The organism is Streptomyces sp. NBC_01390, from assembly GCF_045040105.1.
GTDB lineage: Bacteria > Actinomycetota > Actinomycetes > Streptomycetales > Streptomycetaceae > Streptomyces.
In genome coordinates, this window is sequence record NZ_CP109551.1 from 4,627,540 (window position 1) to 4,654,067 (window position 26,528).

Annotated in this window: 23 protein-coding genes and 1 tRNA gene; 17 read left to right on the forward strand and 7 right to left on the reverse strand. The window is 68.5% G+C overall.

Annotated elements, in window-relative coordinates; translation table 11 throughout:
• Positions 1-36 precede the first annotated feature (36 nt).
• The 4 genes from OG241_RS20605 to OG241_RS20620 form a co-directional block, all read right to left on the reverse strand.
• A complete protein-coding gene (locus OG241_RS20605) occupies positions 37-684 on the reverse strand; it encodes a biliverdin-producing heme oxygenase (RefSeq protein ID WP_405817001.1) in 648 nt (215 codons plus the stop codon).
• A complete protein-coding gene (locus OG241_RS20610) occupies positions 681-1,859 on the reverse strand; it encodes a polyprenyl synthetase family protein (RefSeq protein ID WP_405817002.1) in 1,179 nt (392 codons plus the stop codon). Before OG241_RS20610 ends, OG241_RS20605 begins: the two co-directional genes overlap by 4 nt.
• 122 nt (positions 1,860-1,981) lie before the next feature.
• Positions 1,982-2,293, reverse strand: a complete 312-nt coding sequence (locus OG241_RS20615) for a DUF6980 family protein (protein WP_405817003.1) — start codon at positions 2,291-2,293, stop codon at positions 1,982-1,984.
• A 63-nt stretch (positions 2,294-2,356) separates the two neighbouring features.
• The gene (locus OG241_RS20620) at positions 2,357-3,172 is read right to left on the reverse strand and encodes an MHYT domain-containing protein (RefSeq protein ID WP_405817004.1); all 816 of its coding nucleotides are present in this window, start codon (positions 3,170-3,172) and stop codon (positions 2,357-2,359) included.
• Between the two features lie 376 nt (positions 3,173-3,548).
• On the opposite strand from OG241_RS20620, the gene OG241_RS20625 reads away from it, so the two are divergent.
• The 7 genes from OG241_RS20625 to OG241_RS20655 all read left to right on the forward strand — a co-directional run bounded on the left by OG241_RS20625 (position 3,549) and on the right by OG241_RS20655 (position 11,830).
• Positions 3,549-4,616: an ABC transporter substrate-binding protein gene (locus OG241_RS20625; RefSeq protein ID WP_405817005.1), complete on the forward strand. Its 1,068-nt coding sequence runs from the start codon at positions 3,549-3,551 to the stop codon at positions 4,614-4,616.
• A gap of 117 nt (positions 4,617-4,733) precedes the next feature.
• Positions 4,734-5,615 carry a siderophore-interacting protein gene (locus OG241_RS20630; RefSeq protein ID WP_405817006.1) on the forward strand — a complete coding sequence of 294 codons (882 nt, stop codon included), beginning with the start codon at positions 4,734-4,736 and terminating at the stop codon, positions 5,613-5,615.
• Positions 5,616-5,764: 149 nt separating this feature from the next.
• Complete coding sequence (desA, locus tag OG241_RS20635) at positions 5,765-7,237, forward strand: lysine decarboxylase DesA (protein ID WP_405817007.1); 1,473 nt, start codon at positions 5,765-5,767, stop codon at positions 7,235-7,237.
• A 10-nt stretch (positions 7,238-7,247) separates the two neighbouring features.
• Positions 7,248-8,564, forward strand: a complete 1,317-nt coding sequence (locus OG241_RS20640; RefSeq protein WP_405817008.1) for a lysine N(6)-hydroxylase/L-ornithine N(5)-oxygenase family protein — start codon at positions 7,248-7,250, stop codon at positions 8,562-8,564.
• Complete coding sequence (locus tag OG241_RS20645) at positions 8,561-9,142, forward strand: GNAT family N-acetyltransferase (protein ID WP_405817009.1); 582 nt, start codon at positions 8,561-8,563, stop codon at positions 9,140-9,142. Before OG241_RS20640 ends, OG241_RS20645 begins: the two co-directional genes overlap by 4 nt.
• Positions 9,139-10,983, forward strand: coding sequence for an IucA/IucC family protein (locus OG241_RS20650; RefSeq protein WP_405817010.1), 1,845 nt, complete (start codon positions 9,139-9,141; stop codon positions 10,981-10,983). The genes OG241_RS20645 and OG241_RS20650 overlap by 4 nt, the downstream gene beginning before the upstream one ends.
• Positions 10,937-11,830, forward strand: coding sequence for a DUF4429 domain-containing protein (locus OG241_RS20655; protein ID WP_405817011.1), 894 nt, complete (start codon positions 10,937-10,939; stop codon positions 11,828-11,830). Before OG241_RS20650 ends, OG241_RS20655 begins: the two co-directional genes overlap by 47 nt.
• Positions 11,831-11,909: 79 nt before the next feature.
• On the opposite strand, the gene OG241_RS20660 is transcribed toward OG241_RS20655, so the two are convergent.
• Positions 11,910-13,481: a purple acid phosphatase family protein gene (locus tag OG241_RS20660; RefSeq protein WP_405826337.1), complete on the reverse strand. Its 1,572-nt coding sequence runs from the start codon at positions 13,479-13,481 to the stop codon at positions 11,910-11,912.
• A 164-nt stretch (positions 13,482-13,645) separates the two neighbouring features.
• On the opposite strand from OG241_RS20660, the gene OG241_RS20665 reads away from it, so the two are divergent.
• Positions 13,646-13,903 (forward strand): hypothetical protein, encoded by a 258-nt coding sequence (locus tag OG241_RS20665; protein ID WP_405817012.1) that lies wholly within the window; start codon positions 13,646-13,648, stop codon positions 13,901-13,903.
• A 73-nt stretch (positions 13,904-13,976) separates the two neighbouring features.
• Positions 13,977-15,794, forward strand: a complete 1,818-nt coding sequence (gene glmS, locus OG241_RS20670; RefSeq protein ID WP_405817013.1) for a glutamine--fructose-6-phosphate transaminase (isomerizing) — start codon at positions 13,977-13,979, stop codon at positions 15,792-15,794.
• A gap of 324 nt (positions 15,795-16,118) precedes the next feature.
• Here the strand turns inward: glmS and OG241_RS20675 are convergent, their stop codons facing one another.
• A complete protein-coding gene (locus OG241_RS20675; RefSeq protein ID WP_006376589.1) occupies positions 16,119-16,646 on the reverse strand; it encodes a universal stress protein in 528 nt (175 codons plus the stop codon).
• Positions 16,647-16,992: 346 nt separating this feature from the next.
• On the opposite strand from OG241_RS20675, the gene OG241_RS20680 reads away from it, so the two are divergent.
• From OG241_RS20680 to OG241_RS20695, 4 genes are all read left to right on the forward strand, one after another.
• On the forward strand, positions 16,993-17,322 hold the full coding sequence (locus OG241_RS20680) for a hypothetical protein (protein WP_405817014.1): 330 nt from the start codon (positions 16,993-16,995) through the stop codon (positions 17,320-17,322).
• 386 nt (positions 17,323-17,708) lie between these two features.
• On the forward strand, positions 17,709-18,998 hold the full coding sequence (locus OG241_RS20685) for a helix-turn-helix domain-containing protein (RefSeq protein WP_405817015.1): 1,290 nt from the start codon (positions 17,709-17,711) through the stop codon (positions 18,996-18,998).
• A 189-nt stretch (positions 18,999-19,187) separates the two neighbouring features.
• Positions 19,188-19,793 carry an oligoribonuclease gene (gene orn, locus OG241_RS20690; protein ID WP_405817016.1) on the forward strand — a complete coding sequence of 202 codons (606 nt, stop codon included), beginning with the start codon at positions 19,188-19,190 and terminating at the stop codon, positions 19,791-19,793.
• 141 nt (positions 19,794-19,934) lie between these two features.
• A tRNA-His gene (locus OG241_RS20695) sits at positions 19,935-20,007 on the forward strand.
• Between the two features lie 72 nt (positions 20,008-20,079).
• Here OG241_RS20695 and OG241_RS20700 read toward each other — a convergent pair.
• A complete protein-coding gene (locus OG241_RS20700; RefSeq protein ID WP_405817017.1) occupies positions 20,080-21,135 on the reverse strand; it encodes a LacI family DNA-binding transcriptional regulator in 1,056 nt (351 codons plus the stop codon).
• A gap of 401 nt (positions 21,136-21,536) precedes the next feature.
• Between OG241_RS20700 and OG241_RS20705 the strand changes: the two genes are divergently transcribed.
• The 4 genes from OG241_RS20705 (at position 21,537) to OG241_RS20720 (ending at position 26,423) form a co-directional block, all read left to right on the forward strand.
• The gene (locus OG241_RS20705) at positions 21,537-22,859 is read left to right on the forward strand and encodes an ABC transporter substrate-binding protein (RefSeq protein ID WP_405817018.1); all 1,323 of its coding nucleotides are present in this window, start codon (positions 21,537-21,539) and stop codon (positions 22,857-22,859) included.
• A gap of 5 nt (positions 22,860-22,864) precedes the next feature.
• A complete protein-coding gene (locus tag OG241_RS20710; RefSeq protein ID WP_405826339.1) occupies positions 22,865-23,878 on the forward strand; it encodes a carbohydrate ABC transporter permease in 1,014 nt (337 codons plus the stop codon).
• Positions 23,879-23,890: 12 nt separating this feature from the next.
• The gene (locus tag OG241_RS20715) at positions 23,891-24,793 is read left to right on the forward strand and encodes a carbohydrate ABC transporter permease (RefSeq protein WP_405817019.1); all 903 of its coding nucleotides are present in this window, start codon (positions 23,891-23,893) and stop codon (positions 24,791-24,793) included.
• Between the two features lie 202 nt (positions 24,794-24,995).
• Positions 24,996-26,423, forward strand: a complete 1,428-nt coding sequence (locus OG241_RS20720; RefSeq protein ID WP_405817020.1) for a GH1 family beta-glucosidase — start codon at positions 24,996-24,998, stop codon at positions 26,421-26,423.
• Positions 26,424-26,528: the final 105 nt, after the last annotated feature.

Here is a 26,528-nt window from a genome sequence, read left to right on the forward strand (position 1 = left end):
GGCGGCACCACCCGCTCCGCTTCAGGGGCTCGGCGTTCATCTGGTGGCCGGGACGAGGCCTTCGGACAGGGCGTTGGTGATCGCGGCCACGTGGCCGTAGGCCTGGCGGGCGGCCGCGACGACGGCGTCCTGGGCCTCGGGTTCGGCGAACGCCTGGTTCATTCGGGCGGTGAAGCGGGTCCAGCGGTCGCGGTCGCCGCTGGTGTAGTAGGCGACGCCGTCCGTGCCGGGCAGTTGGTAGGTGGCGGTGATGTACGGGTGGAGGAAGAGGGCGCCTAGCGTCGAGCCCTCCATGACGTAGAGGAACCCGAGGAGGGCAGGGAGGTCGGACTCGGCGGCCCGCTGCCGGATCTCCGCCGCGAACGCCTCCGTCTCCACGGCGGCCGAGGGGCCGGGCGCGGTGCCGAGGTTCGCGAAGTAGGCCAAGTCGCGCTCCACGAGCGGGAGTTTGCCAAGGTCCGGTGACCACACCGGGTCATCGGCGACCGGGGCGGTGACGCGGGAGAGTTCGCCTTCCAGCGCTCCCAACACCGACCGATAGGCGGCAAGTTGGCCGACGTACCGCTCCAGAGGAAGGTTCCCGGCGATCATCGCGCTCGCGAAAGGGGTGGCCTCCAGGGCGTCGTGCCAGTCGCGTGTGCTCGTACGCAGCCGCTCAACCATCGTGGCCGGCGCCGCCGTCACGCGCCGCTCCGCTGCTGGAGTGTCTGGTGGAGACGGTCGATGAGATAGCCCTTGCGCTCGATCGTGAGGTCGAAGTAGGCGGCGCTGCGGTCGGACCGGCACACCCGGTACACGCTCTCCTTGGCCTCACGCTTCAGCCGGACCGCTTCGGCGGCGAGCGAGAGAAGCGTCGGCTCCAGTTTCGGATGCCCGAGGACGTACGACTTCAGCTGCTCCCCGGCCATAGGCGAGGAGTCCGGTTCGATCAGTTCGAGGAAGACCCGGTTGCTGAGCCCGTCGTAGTCCTCATGGATCCGCCCCCCGCCGAACTCGGGTACGAAGTCGGTGAGGTCGTTGAACAGCTGGCTCGCCAGGCCCAGTTGGCGCATCGCGGCGTCCAGGACGTACTGCTCGTCCTCGACGACACGCAAGGCCGCGAGGGCGGAGTCGAGCGGCATCCGGAACAACGTGCCGGTCTTGAGGGCGGCGAGCGACTCCCAGTAGGCCACGCGCTCTTCGAGGGGCGCGGCCAGCAACTCGGCGCGGGTCTCGGCCGTACGCGTGGACAGGTCGACGGCCTGCCCGGTGAAGCCGCTCTCGACGGCCCGCGCGAGGCTGTCCACGACAGCGGGGTCAGCGGCGTGCCGCAGGACGGCCGCGATCAGCCAGGACCCGGTGTTGAGCGCGAGGGGCACGCCATGGGTGACGTGGAGGGCGGGTTCGCCGTAGCGGACGTCGCTGCCGTCCTGGATGTCGTCGATGGCGACGAATGCCTTCAGCATGACCCGCACGGCAACCGCGGCCCGCCGGACGACGGCCAGGTCGGCCGCGGAATCGTCGCCCCCGGTCCCGTTCCCGGTCTCGTCGGGGAAGCCCCGGTAGTTGCGGTAGGCCCAGTACACCATCGACGGCCGCAGCGGGGCCCGGTTGCCGCCGGGCGCCCCGGCGGTCGGCGGCAGCGCCTCCTGGCCCACCTTGGAGCCGACGGCGTCGGCGACGGGCTCATAGAGGGAGCGCCGCAGGGCGGCCTCGTAGACGGACTGCGCCGGGACCGCCGCAGGAGCGGTCAACGACGCGAGGAACTCGGCCAGATCGTCCTCCAGCAGAGCAGCGTCACTCCGCACCACCCCCGCTACCGCGTCCGCCGCGTCCACCGCTCCCCCAGCCGCGTCAACGGCCTTCTCCGTAGCACTCATCCCCGCCCCAGCCTCCACTTCCGGCTCCCGCCCCCGACCCCCGTCGACTGCAGAAGCGTGATCGCAACTGGCATATTTCGCAAGGGAGTTCGAGGACACGAGGATGGCCGATGCGGCGAAAATCAGCCAGTGGGCCCACTGAGCCAGCTGCCGTCCTCGAACTCCACGGGCACGTCGTCCTCCCCCGGGTCGACGCCCAGAGCCTCCAGCTCGTCGAACCACCGGTCCCGCTGCGACTCGGGCAACCGCCGGCCGCACCACGGACAGAAGAGGATGCCGATCATGGCGGTACCACCGTCGTGGACGACCAGCCCGTACTCCTGGAACTTCGCGACAAAGCCGACGAGCGCGTCCGGGCAGGCGTACGGATCGGCATGGACGTCACAGTGCGGGTCCACGCGGCGGGCCATCTCCGTACAGCAGTGCTCGGTCACCCGCTGATCATCCCCCGTCGGGGGCAGACGAGGGACCACCTCACGTCCACCCCCGCCCCGGACCTACACAGACCGGGACGCCTGCCGCACCCGATTGTCGGGGCCGGTCCCCTGCAGCACCGCCGGTGATGTCCCGTCCCAGCTGTCCTCGTTGAGCATCATGTCGGGGTCGAACATGACGATGACGGCGGAGATCAGGAGGACGGTGAGCGGGCCGGCGAGCATGACCAGGAGGAACGACAGCAGGTCGGTCGACGACTGGGCGGTCTCGGTGACGCCGGTGAGATGGACGGAGACGGCGGCCATGCCGGTGTAGTGCATGCCGGTCACGGCCACACCCATCACCAGGCTCGCGCCGAGGCTGGCCCACAGGGTGTGGATGGAGACCGCCGCCCACAGTGCCGCCGTGGCGGCCGCGACGGCGATGACGACGGACAGGATCACGGTCGGCGCGTCGTAGCCGATGGTGCCGTTGGTGTGGATGGCGGCCATACCGACGTAGTGCATGACCGCGACCCCGAGCCCGGTGACCGTACCCGCGGTTGCCAGATTGAGGGGGGACGCGCCCCGGTACCCGACAAGGAACACGCCGACGGCGACCACGGCGATGGCGACGACAAGACTGAGCAGCGTTTTCGTCATGTCGTAGTGGACCAGCGCGCCTTGGACGCTGAAGCCGATCATGGCGATGAAGTGCATGGTCCAGATACCGCAGCCGATCGACACGGCGCCCAGCGCCAGCCACCCCGTCCTGCGCTGCGGGCGCCGCAGAGACCGCGTAGTGCACCGCAGCCCGAGCCCGGCGCCGAGGCAGGCCATCAGGTAGGCGGCGATCAGGGTCACGGCTCCGTAGTAGAAGTTGGAGACGGTGGCGGTCATACGGGTTCCCTTCGCGTGCGTGCACGGCAGTCGGCACCACAAAAGCGGTGTGCCGACACGCTGTTGCCGGCGGCTCGGCCAAGTGGCTGGAACCAGCACGCACGGCAACCCTGCTGGGGAGCAGGGCACGGGGAACCTGGCGGACAGTTCAAGCCACCTGGCCGAGTTGCACTTGATTCAAACACATCAAGAACACACTTCCTACACACAAGGGGCAATCGTCTGCCGAATCGATTCACCGTCACCCTTCACCACGAAGGCGACAGCAACGGAGGAGGTGGACCGGACCGACCACCGGACATCAGGTGAGGTTAGGCTAACCTTCCTAGCGAATTGTCCGACGGGCCGAACCGCCCTGTTCGAAAGCAGCCACCTCATGTCCAACGCCCGTGCCACCCACCTCTCCCGCCGCGGCATCCTCGCCGCAGGCGGCGCCCTCGGCCTCGGGGCCGTCCTCGCCGCCTGCGGGGACGAGGACGCGAAAAGCGGTGGAGCGGGCGCGGGCGCTGACACGTCGAAGGCCGCCGCGACTCCTCCCGCCGGGCCCTGGTCGTTCAAGGACGACCGCGGCCAGACCGCCAAGGCCGACAAGGTGCCGACCGGCATCGTCGCGTTCACCGGTGTCGCCGCCGCGCTCCACGACTACGGCGTCGAGGTCAAGGGCGTGTTCGGTCCGACCACGACCAAGGACGGCAAGGCAGATGTCCAGGCCGGCGACATGGACGTCACGAAGGTGACCGTCCTCGGCAACGAGTGGGGCCAGTTCAACATCGAGAAGTACGCGGCCCTCGCCCCGGACCTCCTCGTCACCACGATGTTCGACAGTGCGGGCACCCTCTGGTACGTCCCCGAGGAGTCCAAGGAGAAGATCCTCGCCGTCGGCGCCCCGACCGTCGGCATCTCCGTGTTCGACATCCAGCTCGACCAGCCGCTGCAGCGCATGCTGGAGCTGGCCAAAACCCTCGGCGCGGACACCGCCTCCGCGAAGGTGACCGCCGCGAAGAAGGCCTTCGAGGACGCCGCCGCCCGACTGCGCGCCGCCACTAAGGCCAAGCCGGACGTCAGGGTGCTGGTCGGTTCCGCGAGCCAGGACATCTTCTACGTGTCCGGCTCCAACCTCTCCATCGACCTGGAGTACTTCAAGGCACTCGGCGTGAACTTCGTCGAGCCCGCCGCCGATGTCCTGAAGGCGAGCGGCGGCTGGTACGAGAGCCTGAGCTGGGAGAACGTCGACAAGTACCAGGCCGACGTGATCATGATGGACAACCGTACGTCGGCCATCCAGCCCGCCGACATCACCGAGGCGACCTGGAAGCAGCTGCCTGCCGTGAAGGCCGGTCAGGTGATCGCGCGCAATCCCGAGCCGATTCTTTCGTACGACAAGTGCACGCCGCTTCTCACTTCGCTCGCCGAGGCGATCGAGAAGGCGAAGAAGGTCGGTTAAGAGTCAGAAGCTTCATCGGTGGTGGGGAACTGCGGGCCCGTCGTGGCTGGTCGCGCAGTTCCCCGCGCCCCTTTCGGGGCGCGTTTTCTGCGCCCCTGACAACCATCAGGAGTTCGCATGACCACCGCCGTCGCCGCCCCCTTCCGATTCTTCGCGCTCCAGGTAATTCGCACCGCACGCCTCGGCCCCTCCCTCGTCCGGATCACCTTCGCCGGGGACGATCTGTCGGCCTTCTTCTCCGACGGACGCGACCAGAGCCTGTCCCTCTTCCTTCCGCACCCGGGACAGGACGCCCCCGCCGTGCCCGTCGAGCTGGGCGACGGGTGGTGGCAGGGGTGGCGTGAACTCCCGGACGACGTACGGGCGGTGATGCGCTCGTACACACTCCGCGCGCTGCGCGCCGACGCTCACGGCCGTACGACGGAGATCGACATCGACTTCGTTCTGCACGGCGTCGGGCCCGGTGCCGTCGCCCCCGCCGGGCCCGCCTCCCGCTGGGCCTCCCGGGCCGGCGCCGGGGACCGGGTCCTCCTGCTCGGGCCGGCGGTCGCCGACAACCGCGCGATCCGCTTCCGCCCGCCGACCGGCACCGATCTCGTCGTCATCTGGGCGGACGAGACCGCCGTACCGGCAGCCTCCGCGATCCTCGAATCACTGCCCGCCGGCACCCGGGCCCAGGTCTGGCTGGAGGCAGGGCACGCCGGGGACATCCAGGATCTGGTGACCGCCGCCGACGCCGAGATCACCTGGCTCGTGCGCGGCGCGGCCACCGGTGCCGGCGTGGGCGTAGGCGCCCCCACCGCCCTGGAAGCGATCCGAGCCGCCCAACTCCCCTCCGCCGAGTGGCCGTACGCCTGGATAGCGGGCGAGTCGTCCGCCGTGAAGGAGCTGCGCCGGCATCTCGTACGGGAGCGCGGACTCGACCGTCGGGCCGTCACGTTCGTCGGTTACTGGCGGCGCGGGCTGAGCGAGGAGCAGCTGCGCGAGCGGTCCGAATGACGGGAGAGGCCGATGACGGGAAAGACCCAGCTCACAGCCGTGACGGTGGGGCCGATGATTCACGGAAACTTAGGTTAGGCTAACCTAAGTTGATCGTTCGGTACGCCGGACCCGCACCTGCCCTCTCTGTCCCTCCGGAGGCTCCCCCGATGCGCTCGCACCTGCTCAATGACACGACGGCGGAGCGGTACCGCCGTTCCGTGACCGAAGGAGTCGAGCGGGTGGCGGCGAAACTCGCCACCACGGACCGTCCGTTCACCGGCGTCACGGTCGACGCCCTCGCACCCCGCATCGACCGGATCGACCTGGACCGGCCCCTCCTCGACGAGGCCGCCGCCCTCGACGAGCTCGAAGAGGTCTATCTGCACGACGCGGTGTACTTCCACCACCCGCGCTACCTCGCCCACCTCAACTGCCCGGTCGTCATACCCGCGGTGCTCGGCGAGGCGATCCTCTCCGCCGTCAACTCCTCCCTCGACACCTGGGACCAGTCGGCCGGCGGCACCCTCATCGAGCGCAAACTGATCGACTGGACCAACGAGCGCATCGGCCTCGGCCCCGCCGCCGACGGCGTCTTCACCAGCGGCGGCAGCCAGTCCAACCTCCAGGCGCTGCTGCTGGCCCGGGAGGAGGCGAAGAGCGAGTCCGCCGCCGACCTGCGGATCTTCGCCTCCGAGGTCAGCCACTTCAGCGTGAAGAAGTCCGCGAAGCTCCTCGGGCTGAGCCCCGACGCGGTCGTCTCCATCCCCGTCGGCCACGACAAGCGGATGCAAACCGTCGCCCTCGCCCACGAGTTGGAGCGCTGCCAGCGCGACGGGCTGGTCGCCATGGCCGTCGTCGCCACCGCCGGCACCACCGACTTCGGCTCCATCGACCCGCTGCCCGAGATCGCCGAACTCTGTGCCCAGTACGGCACCTGGCTGCACGTCGACGCCGCCTACGGCTGCGGACTGCTCGCCTCGGTCAGGCGCCGGGACCTCCTCACCGGCATCGAGCGCGCCGACTCGGTCACCGTCGACTACCACAAGTCCTTCTTCCAGCCCGTGAGTTCGAGCGCGGTACTGGTCCGGGACGCGGCCACGCTCCGGCACGCCACCTATCACGCGGAGTACCTCAACCCGCGCCGCATGGTGCAGGAGCGCATCCCCAACCAGGTGGACAAGTCCCTGCAGACGACCCGTCGTTTCGACGCGCTCAAGCTGTGGATGACCCTGCGCGTGATGGGCGCCGACGGCATCGGCGAACTCTTCGACGAGGTGTGCGACCTGGCCCAGGAGGGCTGGGAGATCCTGGCCGCCGACCCGCGCTACGACGTGGTCGTCGAGCCCTCCCTCTCCACCCTCGTCTTCCGCTACATCCCCGCCGCCGTCACCGACCCCGCGGACATCGACCGCGCCAACCTGTACGCCCGCAAGGCCCTGTTCGCCTCCGGTGCGGCCGTGGTCGCCGGGACGAAGGTCGGCGGACGGCACTACCTCAAGCTCACCCTGCTCAACCCCGAGACCACGACGGACGACATCACCGCCGTACTCGATCTGATCGCCGGCCATGCCGAGCAGTACCTCGGAGAATGCGTTGACCGCGTTGCTTCCGTCACTTCCTTCACTTCCGTCGCTTCCTGAAGCCGAAGCCATGAAAAGGACCGAAGCAGTGCGCAAGACCTACGACTTCATAGGGATCGGTCTCGGTCCCTTCAATCTCGGACTCGCCTGTCTCACCGAGCCGATCGACGAACTCGACGGCCTCTTCCTGGAATCGAAGCCCGACTTCGAATGGCATTCGGGAATGTTCCTCGACGGCGCCCATCTCCAGACGCCGTTCATGTCGGACCTCGTCACCCTCGCCGATCCGACCTCCCCGTACTCCTTCCTCAACTACCTGAAGGAATCGGGCCGTCTCTACTCGTTCTACATCCGCGAGAACTTCTACCCCCTGCGCGTCGAGTACGATGACTACTGCCGCTGGGCCGCCCACAAACTCCGCAGCGTCCGCTTCAACACCACGGTCGCGGAGGTGACTTACGCGGACGAGGACGAGCTGTACGTCGTTCGCACGGTCGCCGGTGATGTGCACCGGGCGCGCAAGCTCGTCCTCGGCACCGGCACTCCCCCGTACATCCCGGAGCCGTGCGCGGACCTGGCCGGCGACTTCATCCACAACTCCCAGTACATGCGGCACAAGCGGGAGTTGCAGGCCAAGGAGTCGATCACGCTCGTCGGCAGTGGTCAGTCCGCCGCCGAGATCTACTACGACCTCCTCAGCGAGATCGACGTACACGGCTACCGGCTCAACTGGGTGACGCGTTCGCCGCGTTTCTTCCCGCTCGAATACACCAAGCTGACGCTGGAGATGACCTCCCCGGAGTACGTCGACTACTTCCGCGCGCTGCCCGAGCGGACCCGTTACCGCCTCACGCAGGAGCAGAAGGGCCTGTTCAAGGGGATCGACGGCGAGCTGATCAACGAGATCTTCGACCTGCTCTACCGGAAGAACCTCGGCGGCCCGGTCCCCACCCGTCTGCTCACCAACTCCGCACTGAACACGGTGACTTACGAAAGCGCCAGCGGAAGTAGCAGTGGCAGCGAGAACAGCAGCGGGACCTACACGCTCGGGCTGCGCCAGGAGGAGCAGGAGAAGGACTACACCCTGGACACCCAGGGCCTGATCCTCGCCACCGGCTACAAGTACGCCGAGCCCGAGTTCCTGGGGCCCGTCCGCGACCGGCTGCGCTACGACACCCAGGGCAACTTCGACATCGCCCGCAACTACACGATCGACACGACCGGACGCGGGATCTTCCTGCAGAACTCCGGTGTCCACACGCACTCGATCACGTCGCCCGACCTGGGCATGGGCGCGTACCGCAACAGCTTCATCATCGGCGAGCTGCTCGGCAGCGAGTACTACCCGGTCGAGAAGACCATCGCCTTCCAGGAGTTCGCCGTATGAGCACCTCAACCGCCGTAGGCAGCCTGACCGTTCGCCTGCTCGACCCGCTCCGGGACGCCGAGCTGCTGCACAGCTGGCTCACGCACCCCAAGGCGGCCTACTGGATGATGCTGGACGCCCGGCTCGAAGACGTCGAGCGGGCCTATATGGAGGTCGCCGCCGACGAGCACCAGGAGGCCCTTCTCGGTCTCCGGGACGGCGAACCCGCCTTCCTGATGGAGCGGTACGACCCGGTCCACCGCGAGCTGGTCGGTCTGTACGAGCCCGAGCCCGGTGATGTCGGCATGCACTTCCTGGTGCCGGCGACCGACACACCTGTGCCCGGGTTCACCAGGGCCGTCATCACCACCGTGATGGCACACCTCTTCGAGGACCCGCGCACCGCCCGCGTCGTCGTCGAGCCGGATGTGACCAACACGGCCGTGCATGCCCTCAACGAAGCCGTCGGGTTCGTGCCCGAGCGAGAGATACAGAAGCCGGAGAAGAAGGCGTTGCTGAGTTTCTGCACCCGCGAGCAGTTCGAGAAGGCGACGAAGAAGGCCGCAAGGAAGACCACGGGGAAGGCGATGTCCGTATGAGCCTCGTCGACGCCACGGCCCACCTCTCCCCCGAACGCTGGGAGCAGGCCAACCGCCTCCTCATCCGCAAGGCCCTCGCCGAGTTCGCGCACGAACGCCTGATCACCCCCGAACCCGAGCAGGCCGAGAACGGGAACCGGTACGTCGTACTCGGCGACGACGGCCTGACCCGCTACCGCTTCACCGCCACCCGCCACGCCCTCGACCACTGGCAGGTCGACGCCGACTCCATCACCCGGCAACGCAACGGGGCCCAACTCCCGCTCGCCGCCCTCGACTTCTTCATCGAGCTGCGGAAATCGCTCGGCCTGAGCGACGAGGTCCTGCCCGTGTACCTGGAGGAGATCTCCTCCACCCTCTCCGGCACCTGCTACAAGCTCGCCAAGCCGCAGATCCCCGTCGCCGAGCTCGTGACCAGCGGCTTCCAGGAGATCGAGACCGGGATGACCGAGGGTCACCCCTGCTTCGTCGCCAACAACGGCCGACTGGGATTCGGCGTGCACGAGTACCTCTCGTACGCACCCGAGACCGCGAGCCCGGTCCGGCTGGTGTGGCTGGCCGCGCACCGCTCCCGCGCCGCGTTCACGGCGGGCGTCGGCATCGAGTACGAGGCCTTCCTGCGCGCCGAGTTGGGGCAGGAGACGGTCGTCCGCTTCCGTACGAAACTGTCCGACCAGGGCCTCGACCCCACCGAGTACCTCTTCATCCCGGTGCACCCATGGCAGTGGTGGAACAAGCTCAGCGTCACCTTCGCCGCCGAGATCGCCCAGCGGCACCTGGTCTGCCTGGGCGAGGGCGACGACGAGTACCTCGCCCAGCAGTCCATCCGGACCTTCTTCAACCGGACCGACCCTGAGAAGCACTACGTCAAAACAGCTCTCTCGGTCCTCAACATGGGGTTCATGCGCGGGCTTTCGGCCGCCTACATGGAGGCGACCCCGGCCATCAACGACTGGCTCGCCGGGCTCATCGACAACGACCCGGTGTTGAAGTCGACAGGTCTGTCGATCATCCGGGAGCGCGCTGCCGTCGGCTACCGCCACCTGGAGTACGAGGCCGCCACCGACCGCTACTCCCCCTACCGCAAAATGCTGGCCGCGCTCTGGCGCGAGAGCCCGGTGCCGTCCCTCGGGGAGGGCGAGTCGCTCGCGACGATGGCCTCCCTGCTCCACGTCGACCACGAGGGCCGCTCCTTCGCGGCGGCGCTCGTCGAGCAGTCGGGCCTGCCCCCGAAGGAGTGGCTGGGCAGCTACCTCCGCGCCTACTTCACCCCGCTCCTGCACAGCTTCTACGCCTACGACCTGGTCTACATGCCGCACGGCGAGAACGTCATCCTCGTCCTGCGGGCCGGCGCGGTCCAGCGCGCGATCTACAAGGACATCGCGGAGGAGATCGCCGTCATGGACCCGGACGCGGTACTGCCGCCGACGGTCGAGCGACTGCGGGTGGACGTCCCGGAGGAGAAGAAGCTCCTCTCCGTCTTCACGGACGTCTTCGACTGCTTCTTCCGCTTCCTGGCCGCGAACCTCGCCACCGAAGGCGTCCTGACGGAGGACGACTTCTGGCGAACGGTCGCCGAGGTCACCCATGCCTACCAGGAGGCGAACCCCCAACTGGCCGACAAATTCCGACAGTACGACATGTTCGCCCCCGAGTTCGCCCTGTCCTGCCTCAACCGGCTGCAGCTGCGCAACAACAAGCAGATGGTGGATCTGGCGGATCCGGCAGGCGCCCTCCAGCTGATCGGCAACCTGAAGAACCCGATCGCGGGCGGCATCGGGAACAATCAGCCCCATGGCGGAAATCATCCAGAAGGACGGCACCTGGGTCTTCGACGGTGACGCCCTCCGGCTCACCCCGGGGCGCGACAGGAACCTCAGCCTGCTCCGCAAGGATCTGGGCGAACTCACCGTCCCCCTGCACGCGTTGGCCGGAGTCTCCTTCGAGCAGGGCAGAAAGGCGGGACGCCTCAGGCTCCGGCTGCGCGACGGCGCCGACCCGCTGCTCCAGGCCACCGGCGGCAAACTGACGGAGACCGACGACCCGTACCAGCTGAACGTGGAGTCCGACCGCTACGGCGTCGCCGAGTACTTCGTGGACGAGGTGCGTAACGCGCTGCTGCTCGACGAGGTGCCGTCCGGTGCCGTGGACCGGTATCTGCTGCCCGGGCCCGCCGTACCGCTGTCCGTGTCGGCCGGGGACGGCACCGCCGCCTTCGACGGTGAGCACGTCCGGCTGGAGTGGAACTGGAAGACGGAGGACGCGAAGGCCGCCGCCGGCCCCCGTTCCCTGGCCGTCGCCGACATCGTCGCCGTAGAGTGGCATCCGGCGGTGGGCCTGGAGAACGGCCACCTGCGCTTCGGTGTGCGCAACGCGCCGACCAAGGCCCCGCCGAAGTACGACCCCAACTCCGTCGAGCTGTGGGGTTTCAAGAAGGACCCGCTGATGGCGTTGGTCGCGGCGGCCGTCCAGGCCCGGCTGCCGCATCCGGCCACGCCCGTGACGGACGTACCGTCGCAGCGGCGGAAGGAGATCACCGGGCCCACGGCCGACAACACGCCGTCGGCCGAACACGACCACGACGCCCACCTCCGACGGCTGCGCGAACTCGGTGAGCTGCACCAGACCGGCGTACTCACGGACGACGAGTTCGCGCACGCCAAACAGGCGGTCCTCAAGCGCATGTAGGAACACGCGCCGGAGAACCGCCTGTCGGTGTCACTCGTAACTCACTCGTACGCCCTGCCTTCCGGGCATACGCGCATGATCAGGGTACGCGGCGGGCGACCGTGAAGTGGTCGACCTCCTCGCCCGTCTCCGCGATACCGCGCACCCTCAGCGTGGCGAGGCGGCCCTTGGACGCGGGGGTGACGTCGACGCGGAGGAACGAGTAGTCGAGGTAGCGCACGCGCGACCAGGTGACCGTCTCGTTGACCTTGCCGTCCTTGGTGTTGATGAAGGAGGCGACCGAGTCGACCTCGTTCTCGTGGCCCTCGTAGGAGAGCGGGGCGGTGAACGCGTACAGGCTGCGGCCGGCCGCGCCCGCCGTCACGTAGACGACGCCCTCGGTCTCGGGGTACGAAGTGCCGCCGATCGGGAGCTTCTTGGTGACCGCGCCGCCCTTGATGACGTCGGTGCGCTCGTACTGGTGGTTGTGGCCGTTGATGACCAGGTCGACCGTGTACTTCTCGAACAGCGGCACCCACTCCTGGCGCACGCCCCCCTCCGAGGCGTGCGCGGTGGAGGTGCAGTAGGCGCAGTGGTGGAAGAAGATCACGACGAAGTCGACTTCCTTCGAGGCGCGGAACTTCTTGAGCTGCGCCTCCAGCCACTTGGTCTGCGTACCGCCCGAGATACCGAGGTTGGCCGGGATCTCGAAGGAGATGTCGTTGGCGTCGAGCGAGATGACCGCCGTGTTGCCGTAGACGAAGGAGTAGACGCCGGGGAGGTTCTTCTTGTCCGGGCCGTTGTCGGGAAGGTTCCAGCGGGCGTCCTCGCCGCCGTAGCCGTTGGGCGAGTACCAGGCCTCCATGTCGTGGTTGCCGTAGGCCGGCATCCACGGCACGGACTTGGCGACCGACTCGGTCTGCGCGAGGAACTGGTCCCACACACGCGAGTCGAAGCCGGTGTCGGAGGCCTTGCCCTGTCCGGCCGGGTCGCCGTACGCGATGTCGCCGGCGTGCAGGTGGAAGGCCGGGTTCTGGCCGAGGAGCAGGCTGTTGTTGGCGAGGGCGTGGTAGCTGACGCCCTCGTCGCCGAAGGCCGTGAAGGTGAACGGCTTCTTGTGGTCGGGGGCGGTGGTGAAGGTGCCGAGCGTGCCCAGCAGGTGCGCCTCGGCCGGGTCGAAGCCCGCGTGGCCGACGCCGTAGTAGTAGGTCTTCCCCGGGCGCAGGTGGCTGAGCTTGGCGTGCAGGTAGTACTGGGTGTGGTCGCCGCTGGCGCCGATACCGGCCGGGGTGTAGAGGGTGCGGACCTCGGCCTCGATCTTGCGGGAGAGGTCCCACGGGTGGGCGCCGATCCGGATGAAGGGCTTCTTCACCGCGACCGGGACCTGCCAGGAGACGGTGATCTCCGTGCGGGGGTCGTTGCCCCAGGCGAGGTGACGGCCGAAGGGGGCGACGAGCGCGCCGTCGACCTTCTCGGGCTGTGTGTGCGTCTGCGTCGGTACGGAGGTCCGTGTCGCGGCCTGGGCTGCGCCCGGCACGAACGCTCCGCCCGCGACGGCGCCGACGGTGACGGCACCGCTTCTGATCATCGTGCGCCGCGAGAACTTGGCGCGAAGGTACTCGTGCTGCTCAGCCATGCTCATGCGGTCGGCGAGCTGCTCGGGTACGCCCATGCGAGGAGTGTCCATGGCTGAAAACGGTGCTCTGGGTACCCATCGCCACGCAGGACACAGGGTGAACAGGCACCGAACAGGGTCCCATGAGAGTTTCAACAGACCGTTGCCCGATATCGGGCAGGATTCTTGCGATTGCCGACGCTTTACCTCAGGATCGTCGGGTGCACGACGAACTCGTTGATCATCTGACACGTACCACACCCCTCTCCCGGGGCGAGGCACTGCGGGTGATTCAGGACGTTCTCGCCTACTTCGACGAGACAACCGAGGATCATGTCCGTCGCCGCCACCGTGAACTCCAGGGCCAGGGACTGGTGAACACGGAGATCTTCGACCGGATCGAGGCGGAGCTGCGACACCGCGCGGTCGCACCGCCGGAGCTCACCCTCCGGCAGCTACGCCGCATCGTCTACGGCTAGCTCACCCAAGCAACGACCACGTACGACTAAGTACAACCACGTACGACTACGACAGGGACAGGGACACTCATATATGTGCGGGATTGTCGGATACATCGGCAGGCGTGACGTGGCTCCGCTGCTCCTCGAAGGCCTGCAGCGCCTGGAGTACCGCGGCTACGACTCGGCGGGCATCGTCGTGACCTCGCCGAAGGCGACGGGCCTGAAGATGGTCAAGGCCAAGGGCCGGGTCCGGGACCTGGAGGCCAAGGTCCCCAAGCGCTTCGCCGGCACCACCGGCATCGCCCACACCCGCTGGGCCACGCACGGCGCCCCCTCCGACCACAACGCGCACCCGCACATGTCGGCCGACAACAAGGTCGCCGTCGTCCACAACGGGATCATCGACAACGCCTCCGAACTGCGCAAGAAGCTGGAGGCCGACGGCGTCGAGTTCCTCTCCGAGACGGACACCGAGGTCCTCACCCACCTCATCGCCCGCTCCCAGGCGGACACCCTGGAGGAGAAGGTCCGCCAGGCGCTGCATGTGATCGAGGGCACGTACGGCATCGCCGTCATGCACGCCGACTTCCCGGACCGCATCGTGACGGCCCGCAACGGCTCGCCGGTCGTGCTCGGTATCGGCGAGAAGGAGATGTTCGTCGCCTCCGACATCGCCGCGCTGGTCACCCACACGCGGCAGATAGTGACACTGGACGACGGCGAGATGGCCACTCTCAAGGCCGACGACTTCCGCACCTACACCACGGAAGGCACCCGCACCACGGCGGAGCCGACCACGGTGGAGTGGGAGGCCGCCTCCTACGACATGGGCGGCCACGACACGTACATGCACAAGGAGATCCACGAGCAGCCCGAGGCCGTCGACCGCGTCCTGCGCGGCCGGATCGACGACCGTTTCTCCACGGTCCACCTCGGCGGCCTCAACCTGGACGCCCGCGAGGCGCGTGCCGTGCGGCGCGTCAAGATCCTCGGCTGCGGCACCTCGTACCACGCGGGCATGATCGGCGCCCAGATGATCGAGGAGCTGGCCCGTATCCCGGCCGACGCCGAGCCGGCCTCCGAGTTCCGCTACCGCAACGCGGTCGTCGACCCCGACACCCTGTACGTGGCCGTCTCCCAGTCCGGTGAGACGTACGACGTGCTGGCCGCCGTACAGGAGCTGAAGCGCAAGGGCGCGCGGGTCCTGGGAATCGTCAACGTGGTCGGTTCGGCGATCGCCCGCGAGGCGGACGGCGGCATGTACGTGCACGCGGGCCCCGAGGTCTGCGTCGTCTCGACGAAGTGCTTCACCAACACCACCGTCGCCTTCGCGCTCCTCGCCCTGCACCTGGGCCGCACCCGTGACCTGTCGGTCCGGGACGGCAAGCGGATCATCGAGGGCCTGCGCAGGCTGCCCGGGCAGATCTCCGAGATCCTGGCGCAGGAGGAGGAGATCAAGAAGCTGGCCGAGCAGTACGCCGAGGCCCGCTCGATGCTCTTCATCGGCCGCGTCCGGGGCTACCCGGTGGCCCGTGAGGCCTCCCTGAAGCTCAAAGAGGTCTCGTACATCCACGCCGAGGCCTACCCCGCCTCGGAGTTGAAGCACGGCCCGCTGGCCCTCATCGAGCCCGCGCTGCCCACGGTCGCGATCGTCCCGAACGACGACCTCCTGGAGAAGAACCGCGCCGCCCTGGAGGAGATCAAGGCCCGCAGCGGCCGAATCCTCGCGGTGGCCCACCAGAACCAGGAGAAGGCCGACGAGACGATCATCGTCCCGAAGAACGAGGACGAGCTGGACCCGATCCTGCTGGGCATCCCCCTCCAACTCCTCGCCTACCACACGGCATTGACCCTGGGCCGAGACATCGACAAGCCGAGGAACCTCGCAAAGTCGGTAACGGTGGAGTAGCCGGCCCCCGCTGAAGGGCCGCCCCGAAGGGGCGCCCGCCAGGGGCGCGGGGAACTGCGCGACAAGCCCCCACCAGCCCGCAGAGGCCAACGAACAGAACGAACCCCCCGTGATGCCACCACCCACGGGGGGCTCGCCCATATTCGCCGGGAGTCGCCCAACCCCCAGCCTGCGCAGCTATCCGTGGCCGTCACACCCCGGGCGCGGTGACCGGCATATACCCTTCACAAGCGCACAAACACTTCTACGCGCGGGTAGGTTCGCCCAGCGTAAAAAGGCGTACCACAAGGGAGTTCGGGGACGAAGAAGAGCGGCGCCGAAGAGCTACGGAATGACAACAACCGGCCGCTGAGCCCGCTTCGCCAGCCGCCCGGCCACCGACCCGAAGATGCGCCCGACGATGCCATGGGTCGAACCGACCACAATCGCATCGGCCTCGTACTCCCGCCCCACCTCTTCGAGTTCGTGGCAGATGTCACCACCACGCTCGACAAGAATCCAGGGCACCTCGGCCAGATAGTCCGCGCACGCGAGTTCGAGCCCGAGGACCTCGGTTCTGTGGTCCGGCACGTCGACGAAGACGGGCGGCTCACAGCCTGCCCACACCGTGGTGGGCAGCCGGTTGGCGACGTGCACGATGATCAGACCCGAACCTGAACGGTGGGCCATGCCGATGGCGTACGCGAGGGCGCGCTCGCTCGACGTCGAGCCGTCGAAACCGACGACGACACCGTGCTTGAACGCGGGGTCGCAGGACTGACGTGGTTCTTCCGCCGCCAAGGGCTCGGCCGCCGTGTGATCGGCGACGGGGCGCTTGCGGTCCGCGGGTTCCAGGAATTCGTGACCGGCCATGGGATTCTCGGCGTTTTGATCCTCGTGGTGGGACAACGTGATGGGGACGACAGTGTGCGGCGGAGCTGTGTCCGGGAATCATCTTCCCAACCCCATACCCCCAAGGGTACGGCTGCACGCCTCCGTAGCCCATAGCCCGCACATGCTCCGGACGGGTTCCAGGGAGCATGCACGAGGGGGTGCCCGTAACGCAATGGTTGCTGCCACGTACAGGCTGTTTCCACAGGGTTCGCCTACATCTCGCCTACGCCGATCGCGTTCGCGCACATCTTCCGGACATCATGACCAGTGACCGACCGCTCGAACAGGCGTTGAACCCGGTGACCCTTCGTCACAGGGAGCAGCCATGACCTCACCGACCCAGGACTCCGCGACCGACCTCGTCCGCTGGGCGGCCTTCAGCTGCGTTCTGGTCCCCGTGGTGCTCGTCCTCTACGGCACCTCGCTGGGCGGCGCGGCCGGTACGGCCCTGGGCCTGGCGGCCGTGACGGGGGTGTGCCGGGTGCTGCTGAGGCAGTCCGAGCGATGTGCGGCCCGCCTGCCGGCCGAGGAGAGCGCCCCGGCCCGGGGGCGGCCCGCCGAGGAGGGCGCCCCTTCCCGGGGGCGGCACGGGAGGACCGGTTCCGGTCCCCACAGGGGCGGTCGACACTCCGGCGGAAGTACACCGGTCGACTGACCTGTTTTAGCGCACGCGCCCGATGGTTTTCAGCCAACTTCCGGTAACCGTGCACCCCTTGGCCGAACAACCCCCAAACCCCTGTTCCACCTGCACTGAAAGGGTCCAGGCAGGGCCGCGCACCCTACGCGGATTGGCCACTGAGACGAGGCGCACTTCCCTGCACGCCCCACGAGTGCAACGCTTCGTGATCGAATGCTTTACGCCAAGTTGCCAAGTCGACAATCTGTCGAGTGACCAACTGGTCACCTCGGCATCATGGGACACAGTAGATTCGATCTTGACTGTCTACGGCGGGGGACTCGTGCAGGACCGAGGGGAAACGTGTTGGAGCGACAGGCCCGACAAGATAGGGGCGACGCGACCACCGAGGGGGGCTTAGCAGTATGAGCCACGACTCCACTGCCGCGCCGGAAGCCGCGGCCCGGAAACTTTCCGGGCGACGCCGCAAGGAGATCGTCGCGGTGCTGCTGTTCAGCGGCGGCCCCATCTTCGAGAGTTCCATTCCACTGTCGGTGTTCGGGATTGACCGCCAGGACGCCGGCGTTCCGCGCTACCGACTGTTGGTGTGCGGCGGAGAAGAGGGCCCGCTGCGGACCACCGGCGGGCTGGAACTGACCGCGCCGAACGGCCTGGAAGCGATCGCACGGGCAGGCACGGTCGTCGTGCCCGCCTGGCGTTCGATCACCGCGCCGCCGCCGGAGGAAGCGCTCGACGCACTGCGCCGGGCCCATGAAGAAGGTGCGCGGATCGTAGGCCTGTGCACAGGCGCGTTCGTCCTCGCGGCGGCGGGCCTGCTGGACGGCCGGCCGGCCACGACTCACTGGATGTACGCACCGACGCTGGCGAAGCGCTATCCGTCCGTCCATGTCGACCCACGCGAACTCTTCGTGGACGACGGCGACGTACTGACCAGCGCCGGTACGGCGGCAGGCATCGACCTGTGCCTGCACATCGTGCGGACGGACCACGGCAACGAGGCGGCCGGTGCGCTGGCCCGCCGACTGGTGGTCCCGCCGCGCCGATCGGGCGGCCAGGAGCGCTACCTCGATCGGTCTTTACCAGAGGAGATCGGCGCCGACCCGCTCGCCGAGGTCGTCGCCTGGGCGCTGGAGCACCTCCACGAGCAGTTCGACGTGGAGACGCTGGCGGCACGCGCGTACATGTCCCGTCGTACGTTCGACCGCCGCTTCCGCTCGCTCACGGGAAGCGCGCCGCTTCAGTGGCTGATCACGCAACGCGTCCTGCAGGCCCAGCGTCTCCTGGAGACGTCGGACTACTCGGTGGACGAGGTCGCGGGCCGCTGCGGCTTCCGTTCCCCGGTGGCCCTGCGCGGCCACTTCCGCCGCCAGTTGGGCTCGTCCCCGGCCGCGTACCGCGCGGCGTACCGGGCACGCAGGCCGCAGAGTGAGCGGGTGCAGGAGCCGGACGGAGCGGTGACCGGGGCGCAGGGTGGCCCCGGGGGCATGGGTACGCCGACCACGGCGGGCCAGGGCCACGGTCAGCACGGCCCGGGCCACGGCCAGGGCGGCCACGACCGCACCCTGCACCCGGACAGCCCGGTCCCGATCCAGGCCCGCCGCACGGCGAGCTCGGTAGGCCTGTCGGCGGACCACAGCCGGGACCCGTACGTCGGAAACCGCGCAAGCCTGCCGAGCCAGCGGAGCGGCGCGTAGAGCGCAGAGGGTCACCTGCGAACGCCGGACGGGCATCTCCAGCCCGTCCGGCGTTTGAGGACAAGGCCCCTTCAGGGCCGAAGCGGGGGCCTGGGGGCGGCAGCCCCCAGCGACGCCCACACCAACCCCCCGCACAACCCCACCGCACCACTGGTTCGCCGCGCGCCCCCTCCCCGTAAGGTGAGACGCATGAACGATCGCATGGTGTGGATCGACTGCGAGATGACCGGTCTCTCGTTGTCCGACGACGCGCTCATCGAGGTGGCCGCACTGGTCACCGACTCCGAGCTGAACGTACTCGGCGAGGGGGTGGACATCGTCATCCGTCCGCCCGACTCGGCGCTGGAGACGATGCCGGAGGTGGTGCGGCAGATGCACACCTCGTCCGGTCTCCTCGACGAGCTGGCCGGCGGCACGACGCTGGCCGACGCCGAGGCACAGGTCCTGGCGTATGTGCGCGAGCACGTCAAGGAGCCGGGCAAGGCCCCGCTGTGCGGCAACACGGTCGGCACGGACCGCGGCTTCCTGCTGCGCGACATGTCCACCCTGGAGGCGTACCTCCACTACCGGATCGTGGACGTCAGTTCGGTGAAGGAGCTGGCCCGCCGCTGGTACCCGCGGGCGTACTTCAACAGCCCCGACAAGAACGGCAACCACCGCGCCCTCGCCGACATCCGCGAGTCGATCGCCGAGCTGCGCTACTACCGCGAGGCGATCTTCGTACCGCAGCCCGGCCCGGACTCGGACACGGCCCGCACGATCGCCGCGAAGCACGTCCTGCCTGCGGCGCGTTAGCCGTACGACAACGCCTGCGACAGCGCCTACGACTGTGCTCGCGACAGCCCCGAGAAAGCCGGGCGCGAGCACCCCTTCGGACCCTGTACACTTTTTCTCGGCCGGTCAGGAAGACCACTCGGACTTCCCAAGCCGGTCATGGTGGGTGTAGCTCAGCTGGTAGAGCACCTGGTTGTGGTCCAGGATGCCGCGGGTTCAAGTCCCGTCACTCACCCTGATCGACTGAGGGGCTGACCCGTGAAAACGGATCAGCCCCTCAGTCGTGTCCCAACTCCCGGAAACACCCTCAGGACGACGTACGAGTCATCAGCTCCGTCGGTAGCACCACCTGGCGGCGTTCCAGTACCCGGGATGCCGTCGGGCGGCGGTCCGCGACCTCCTCCAGGAGGAGGTCGATCATGGCCCGGCCCATCTCCACGATCGGCTGGCGGACGCTGGTCAGGGGCGGGTCCATGTGACGGGCGATGGCCGAGTCGTCGTAGCCGACGAGGGCCACGTCCTCCGGGATGCGGAGCCCCTGTTCGCGCAGGACCTGGCGGGCGCCCGCCGCCGTCACGTCGGAGCCGGCGAAGACCGCGTCCAGGTCGGGGCAGCGGGACAGGAGGCGGGTCATCGCCCTGCGGCCGCCCTCCTCGGTGAAGTCGCCCGGTTCGATCAGGTCCTCGTCCACCTCGTGGCCCGCCGCCTCCAGGGCCTCGCGGTAGCCGTCGACGCGGCGCTGGGCGCCGTACACGTCCAGCCGGCCCGTGATGTGGGCGACCTTGCGGCGGCCCCGGGAGAGGAGGTGCTCGACTGCCTGCCGGCCGCCTCCGTAGTTGTCGGAGTCGACCGAGGTGAGGGTTTCCGCCGCCGACCTCGGGCCGCTGATCACCGCCGGGATCTCCAGCTGGGCCAGCAGGTCGGGAAGCGGGTCGTCCGCGTGGGTCGAGACCAGGAGGACGCCGTCGACCCGGTGGGCGGCCAGATACTGGGCGAGGCGCTGACGCTCCCGGTCGCTGCCCGCGAAGATCAGCAGGAGCTGCATCTCCGTGTCCGAGATCGCCGCGCCCACACCGCGCAGCATGTCCGAGAAGTACGGTTCCGCGAAGAAGCGGGTCTCCGGCTCGGGGACGACGAGCGCTATCGCGTCCGTGCGGTTCGCCGCGAGGGCGCGGGCCGCGGTGTTCGGGACGTAGCCCAGTTCCGCGACCGCCGCCTCGACCGCCGCCCGGGTCACGTCACTGACCCTCGGTGAGCCGTTGATCACCCGGGAGACCGTGCCACGGCCCACTCCGGCGCGCGCGGCGACCTCTTCGAGGGTCGGCCGGCCGCCGCTGCGGCCCCGCGCTCCGTGGCTTGCCATCTGGCTCCGCCCTTCCCTGTCAACACCCTGGCCTGGAATCTAACAGCCCTCTCCGGCACGCCCGCCACCACCAGGGGCACCCCGGTGCCGGCTTGCGCACTGGCCTCGCATCGGCCTCGCACTGGCCGATCTTCATCGGTCCGCGTCCCGTTCGTACCGTCCTGCCGAATTAGTTAACAGGCAGATAACTGAAGACACTTCCTCCCGTCATCACCCTTGACACCCCCGCCCGGACCGACGAACCTTCAACACATCACCGATGGGAGCGCTCCCACGGTACCTGACACATACACATCCCGCACGTTCCCCGCCCGAGCCGCAGCGCTGAATCAAGACGAACGAACGGGCCCAACAATGCAGTTGGCCGGGGGGTCGGCACGTCAGGGCAACAGGAGGACGCAATGCGAGCACGTACCCGAACCACCCGCAGGGTGGTGGTCCTCGCGGCCGTAGCGTCGCTGGGCGCCGGGCTGCTGGCCGGCTGTGCCGACGACGGCGGCGACGACACCTCGTCGCCGGACAGCGGCGGCAGCGGTAAGACCACGATCACGCTGGGGCTCTTCGGCACGATGGGCTTCAAGGAAGCCGGTCTCTATGCCGAGTACGAGAAGCTCAACCCGAAGATCAAGATCGCTGAGAACGTCATCGAGCGGAACGAGAACTACTACCCGCCGCTCCTCAACCACCTCGCCACCAACAGCGGCCTCCAGGACGTCCAGGCCGTCGAAGTGGCCAACATCGCCGAGATCGTGAGCACGCAGGCCGCGAAGCTGACGGACCTGTCCAAGGCCCCGGGCGTCCAGGCGAGCACCTGGCTGGACTGGAAGTGGAAGCAGGCCACCACCACGGACGGCCAGACCGTCGGACTCGGCACCGACGTCGGCCCGATGGCCATCTGCTACCGCAAGGACCTCTTCAAGGAGGCCGGTCTGCCCACCGACCGCGAGGAAGTGGGCAAGCTGTGGGCGGGCAGCTGGGACAAGTTCGTCCAGGTCGGTCAGGACTACAAGGCGAAGGCACCGGCGGGCACCACCTTCATGGACTCGCCCGGCGGTCTGCTGAACGCCATCCTCGGCAGTGAGAGCAAGAAGTTCTACGACGAGTCCGGCGAGGTCATCTACAAGACGAACCCGGCGATCAAGGCCGGCTTCGACCTGACCGCCAAGGCCGCGAAGGACGGACTGCTCGGCAAGCAGACGCAGTTCCAGCCCGCCTGGGACACGACGATCGCCAACAGCAAGTTCGCCGCGATCTCCTGCCCGCCGTGGATGCTCGGCACCATCAAGGCCAAGTCGAAGCCGGACTCCGCGGGCAAGTGGGACGTGGCCGTGCCGCCGAAGGCCGGCAACTGGGGCGGCACCTTCCTCACCGTGCCCAAGTCGGGCAAGCACGTGACGGAGGCGACGAAGCTCATCACCTGGCTGACCGCTCCCGAGCAGCAGGCGAAGCTCTTCAGCGTGCAGGGCAACTTCCCGAGCACGCCCGCCGCGTACACGCTGCCCCAGGTCACCGGCGCGAAGAACGAGATGACGGGTGACGCCCCCATCGGCACGATCTTCGGCGAGGCGGCCAAGGCGATCCCGGTCCAGGTCATCGGCCCGAAGGACCAGATCATCATGCAGGGTCTGAGCGACAACGGCGTGATCCTGGTGACCAAGGGCAAGTCGGCCAAGGAAGCCTGGGACACGGCCACCAAGACCATCGACAACAACCTGGAGAAGTGACCGGTATGTCCGCCCGGCACGACACCGCCGCGCCCCCCGCCAAGGAGGGGGGCGCGGCCCCGGCCCGTCCGCCCGCCACCGAGGCTCCCGACGCGGACAAGCGCCGCCGGGACCGGCTCTCGCGCCGCTGGCAGCGGGACCTGCGCTGGAGCCCGTACGCGTTCGTCTCGCCGTTCTTCCTGCTCTTCCTCGCCTTCGGGCTCTTCCCGCTGCTCTACACGGCCTGGGCCTCGCTGCACTCGGTGGAGCTGACGGCGCCCAACGACATGGAGTGGGTGGGGCTGCGCAACTACACCCGCCTGTTCGAGGACGAGTTCTTCTGGAACGCGGCGAAGAACACCCTGACGATCGGCATCATCTCGACGGTCCCGCAGTTGCTGATGGCGATGGGCCTGGCCCACATCCTCAACTACAAGCTGCGTGCCTCGACCTTCTTCCGGGTGGCGATGCTCGCGCCGTACGCGACGTCGATCGCCGCCGCCTCCCTCGTCTTCGTCCTGCTCTTCGGCCGCGACTACGGCATGATCAACTGGGCGCTGAACGCCATCGGCATCGACAACGTCGACTGGCAGAGCGACAAGTGGCCCTCGCAGTTCGCGGTCTCGACGATCGTCATCTGGCGCTGGACCGGCTACAACACACTGATCTACCTGGCCGCGATGCAGGCCATCCCGCAGGACCTGTACGAGTCCGCGGCCCTCGACGGCGCCTCGCGCTGGCGGCAGTTCCTCCATGTGACGCTGCCCTCGCTGCGCCCGACGATCCTCTTCACCGTGGTCGTGTCGACCATCGGTGCGACCCAGCTCTTCGGTGAGCCACTGCTGTTCGACCCCAACAAGGGGGCGTCCGGCGGTCCCGAGCACGAGTTCCAGACGCTTGGGCTCTATCTGTACGAGCAGGGCTGGGTCAACCTGCACCTGGGCCGGGCCTCCGCCATCGCCTGGACGATGTTCCTGATCCTCATCGTGATCGGAGTCATCAACTACGTCATCTCGCGCCGGCTGCGCGGCAGTAGTTAAGGAGAACCGGCCGTGACGACGACACTGACGAAGCCGCCCGTCCCCGAGGACGCGCCCACCAGGCGGCGACTTTCCAAGGCCCAGCGCGCCGGCGGGCACATGCACGCCGGACCGATCGCGTACATCATCCTCGCCCTGTTCACCATCGGCTCGCTGTTCCCACTGGTGTGGACGGCGATCGCCGCCTCGCGGGACAACAACCGGCTCGCGCAGACCCCGCCGCCGTTCTGGTTCGGCGGTGGCCTGTTCGACAAGCTCGAACTCGCCTGGGACAACGCCAACATGGGCGAGGCGATGGTCAACACCACGCTGGTGGCCGGAACTTCGGCGATCACCATCGTGTTCCTGTCCACGATCGCCGGGTTCGCCTTCGCCAAGCTGCGCTTCAGAGGGCGGGGCGCGATGCTGCTGATCGTGATCGGCACGATGATGGTGCCGCCGCAGCTCATGATCATCCCGCTCTACATGGTGGTCGCCGAGCTCGGCTGGACCGACCAGCTCCAGGCCGTGATCCTGCCGTCGCTGGTGAACGCCTTCGGGGTGTTCTTCATGCGGCAGTACCTGGTCCAGGCGCTGCCGGACGAGGTCATCGAGGCGGCCCGGGTGGACGGCGCGAGCAGTTGGCGCGTGGTCTGGCACGTGGTGTTCCCGGCGGCGCGGCCCGCGATGGCCGTGCTCGGCATGCTGATGTTCGTACAGACCTGGAACGACTTCCTGTGGCCGTTCCTGGTTCTGACGCAGACCGGCAGCCCGACCGTGCAGGTCGCGGTCGCGGGTCTGGGGCGTGGTTTCACCCCCGACCAGTCCCTGATCATGGCGGGCGCTCTGCTCGGCACGCTGCCGCTGCTGATCGTCTTCTCGATCTTCGGCAAGCAGATCGTGGGCGGGATCATGCAGGGCGCCGTCAAGGGCTGAGCAGTTGTCCGTCGCCCGCTGACGCGCCGACCCGCCCACCCGCTGATCCGCAGATCCGCAGATCCGCTGACGCGCAACAAGGACTTCTTCACGGGAACTCTCGTGGGGGCCGGGTCACCGCCGCCTCGGCCCCCTCGTACCTCCCCCCACTTCCCTCTCCTCCTACCCGTCGGTCTCCACGACCTCCTCTGGGAGCGCTTCCATGTCTGAACCCGTTACCCCTGTGACCTTTCCTCCCGCCTTCCTCTGGGGCGCGGCGACCTCCGCGTACCAGATCGAGGGGGCGGTGCGGGAGGACGGCCGCACCCCCTCGATCTGGGACACGTTCAGCCATACGCCGGGCAAAACGGCCGGCGGCGAGCACGGTGACATCGCTGTCGACCACTACCACCGGTACCGCGACGACGTGCAGTTGATGGCCGACCTCGGCCTGACGGCGTACCGCTTCTCCGTCTCCTGGTCGCGGGTGCAGCCGACCGGCCGGGGCCCCGCGGTCCAGCGCGGTCTGGACTTCTACCGGCGCCTCGTCGACGAACTGCTCGAACACGACATCAAACCGGCGGTCACCCTCTACCACTGGGACCTCCCGCAGGAACTGGAGGACGCGGGCGGCTGGCCCGAGCGGGAGACCGCGCTGCGTTTCGCCGAGTACGCCCAGATCATGGGCGAGGCTCTGGGTGACCGCGTCGAGCAGTGGATCACGCTCAACGAGCCCTGGTGCAGCGCGTTCCTGGGTTACGCCTCGGGTGTGCACGCCCCGGGCCGGACCGAGCCGCTGGCCTCCCTCCGGGCGGCGCATCACCTCAACCTGGCGCACGGGCTGGGCGCTTCGGCCCTGCGGGCGGCGATGCCGGCCCGCAACACGGTCGCGGTGAGCCTCAACTCCTCGGTGGTCAGGCCGCTTTCGCAGACCCCGGAGGACCTGGCCGCGGTCCGGAAGATCGACGACCTGGCCAACGGTGTCTTCCACGGCCCGATGCTGCACGGCGCCTACCCGGAGACCCTGCTCGCCGCCACCTCGTCGATCACGGACTGGTCGTACGTCCTCGACGGCGACCTCGCGCTGATCAACCAGCCGCTGGACGCGCTGGGCCTCAACTACTACACGCCGACGCTGGTGTCGGCGGCCGAGGAGCAGCCGAGCGGTCCGCGCGCCGACGGTCACGGGGCGAGCGACTTCTCGCCGTGGCCGGGGGCGGACGAGGTCCTCTTCCACCAGTCGCCGGGCGAGCGCACGGAGATGGGCTGGTCGATCGACCCGACGGGCCTGCACGACCTGATCATGCGGTACACGAAGGAGGCTCCGGGGCTGCCGATCTACGTCACGGAGAACGGCGCCGCCTACGACGACAAGCCCGAGTCCGACGGCCGCGTCCACGATCCCGAGCGGATCGCCTACCTGCACGGCCATCTGCGGGCGGTCCGACGCGCGATCGCCGAGGGCGCGGACGTCCGGGGCTACTACCTGTGGTCCCTGCTGGACAACTTCGAGTGGGCGTACGGCTACGGCAAGCGCTTCGGCGCGGTGTACGTCGACTACGCGACCCTGGCCCGCACGCCGAAGTCGAGCGCCCTCTGGTACGGCCGCGCGGCCCGCAGCGGGACGTTGCCTCCGGCGAACGGCGAGTAGCCGCGCGGCGACTGTGATCGGGGGGCTCCGATCGGGGGCGGGGACGGGGCGCGGCACCGGAGGGGGGTGCCGCGCCCCGGCGGTCGGGTGCGTTGTCGGGTGCGG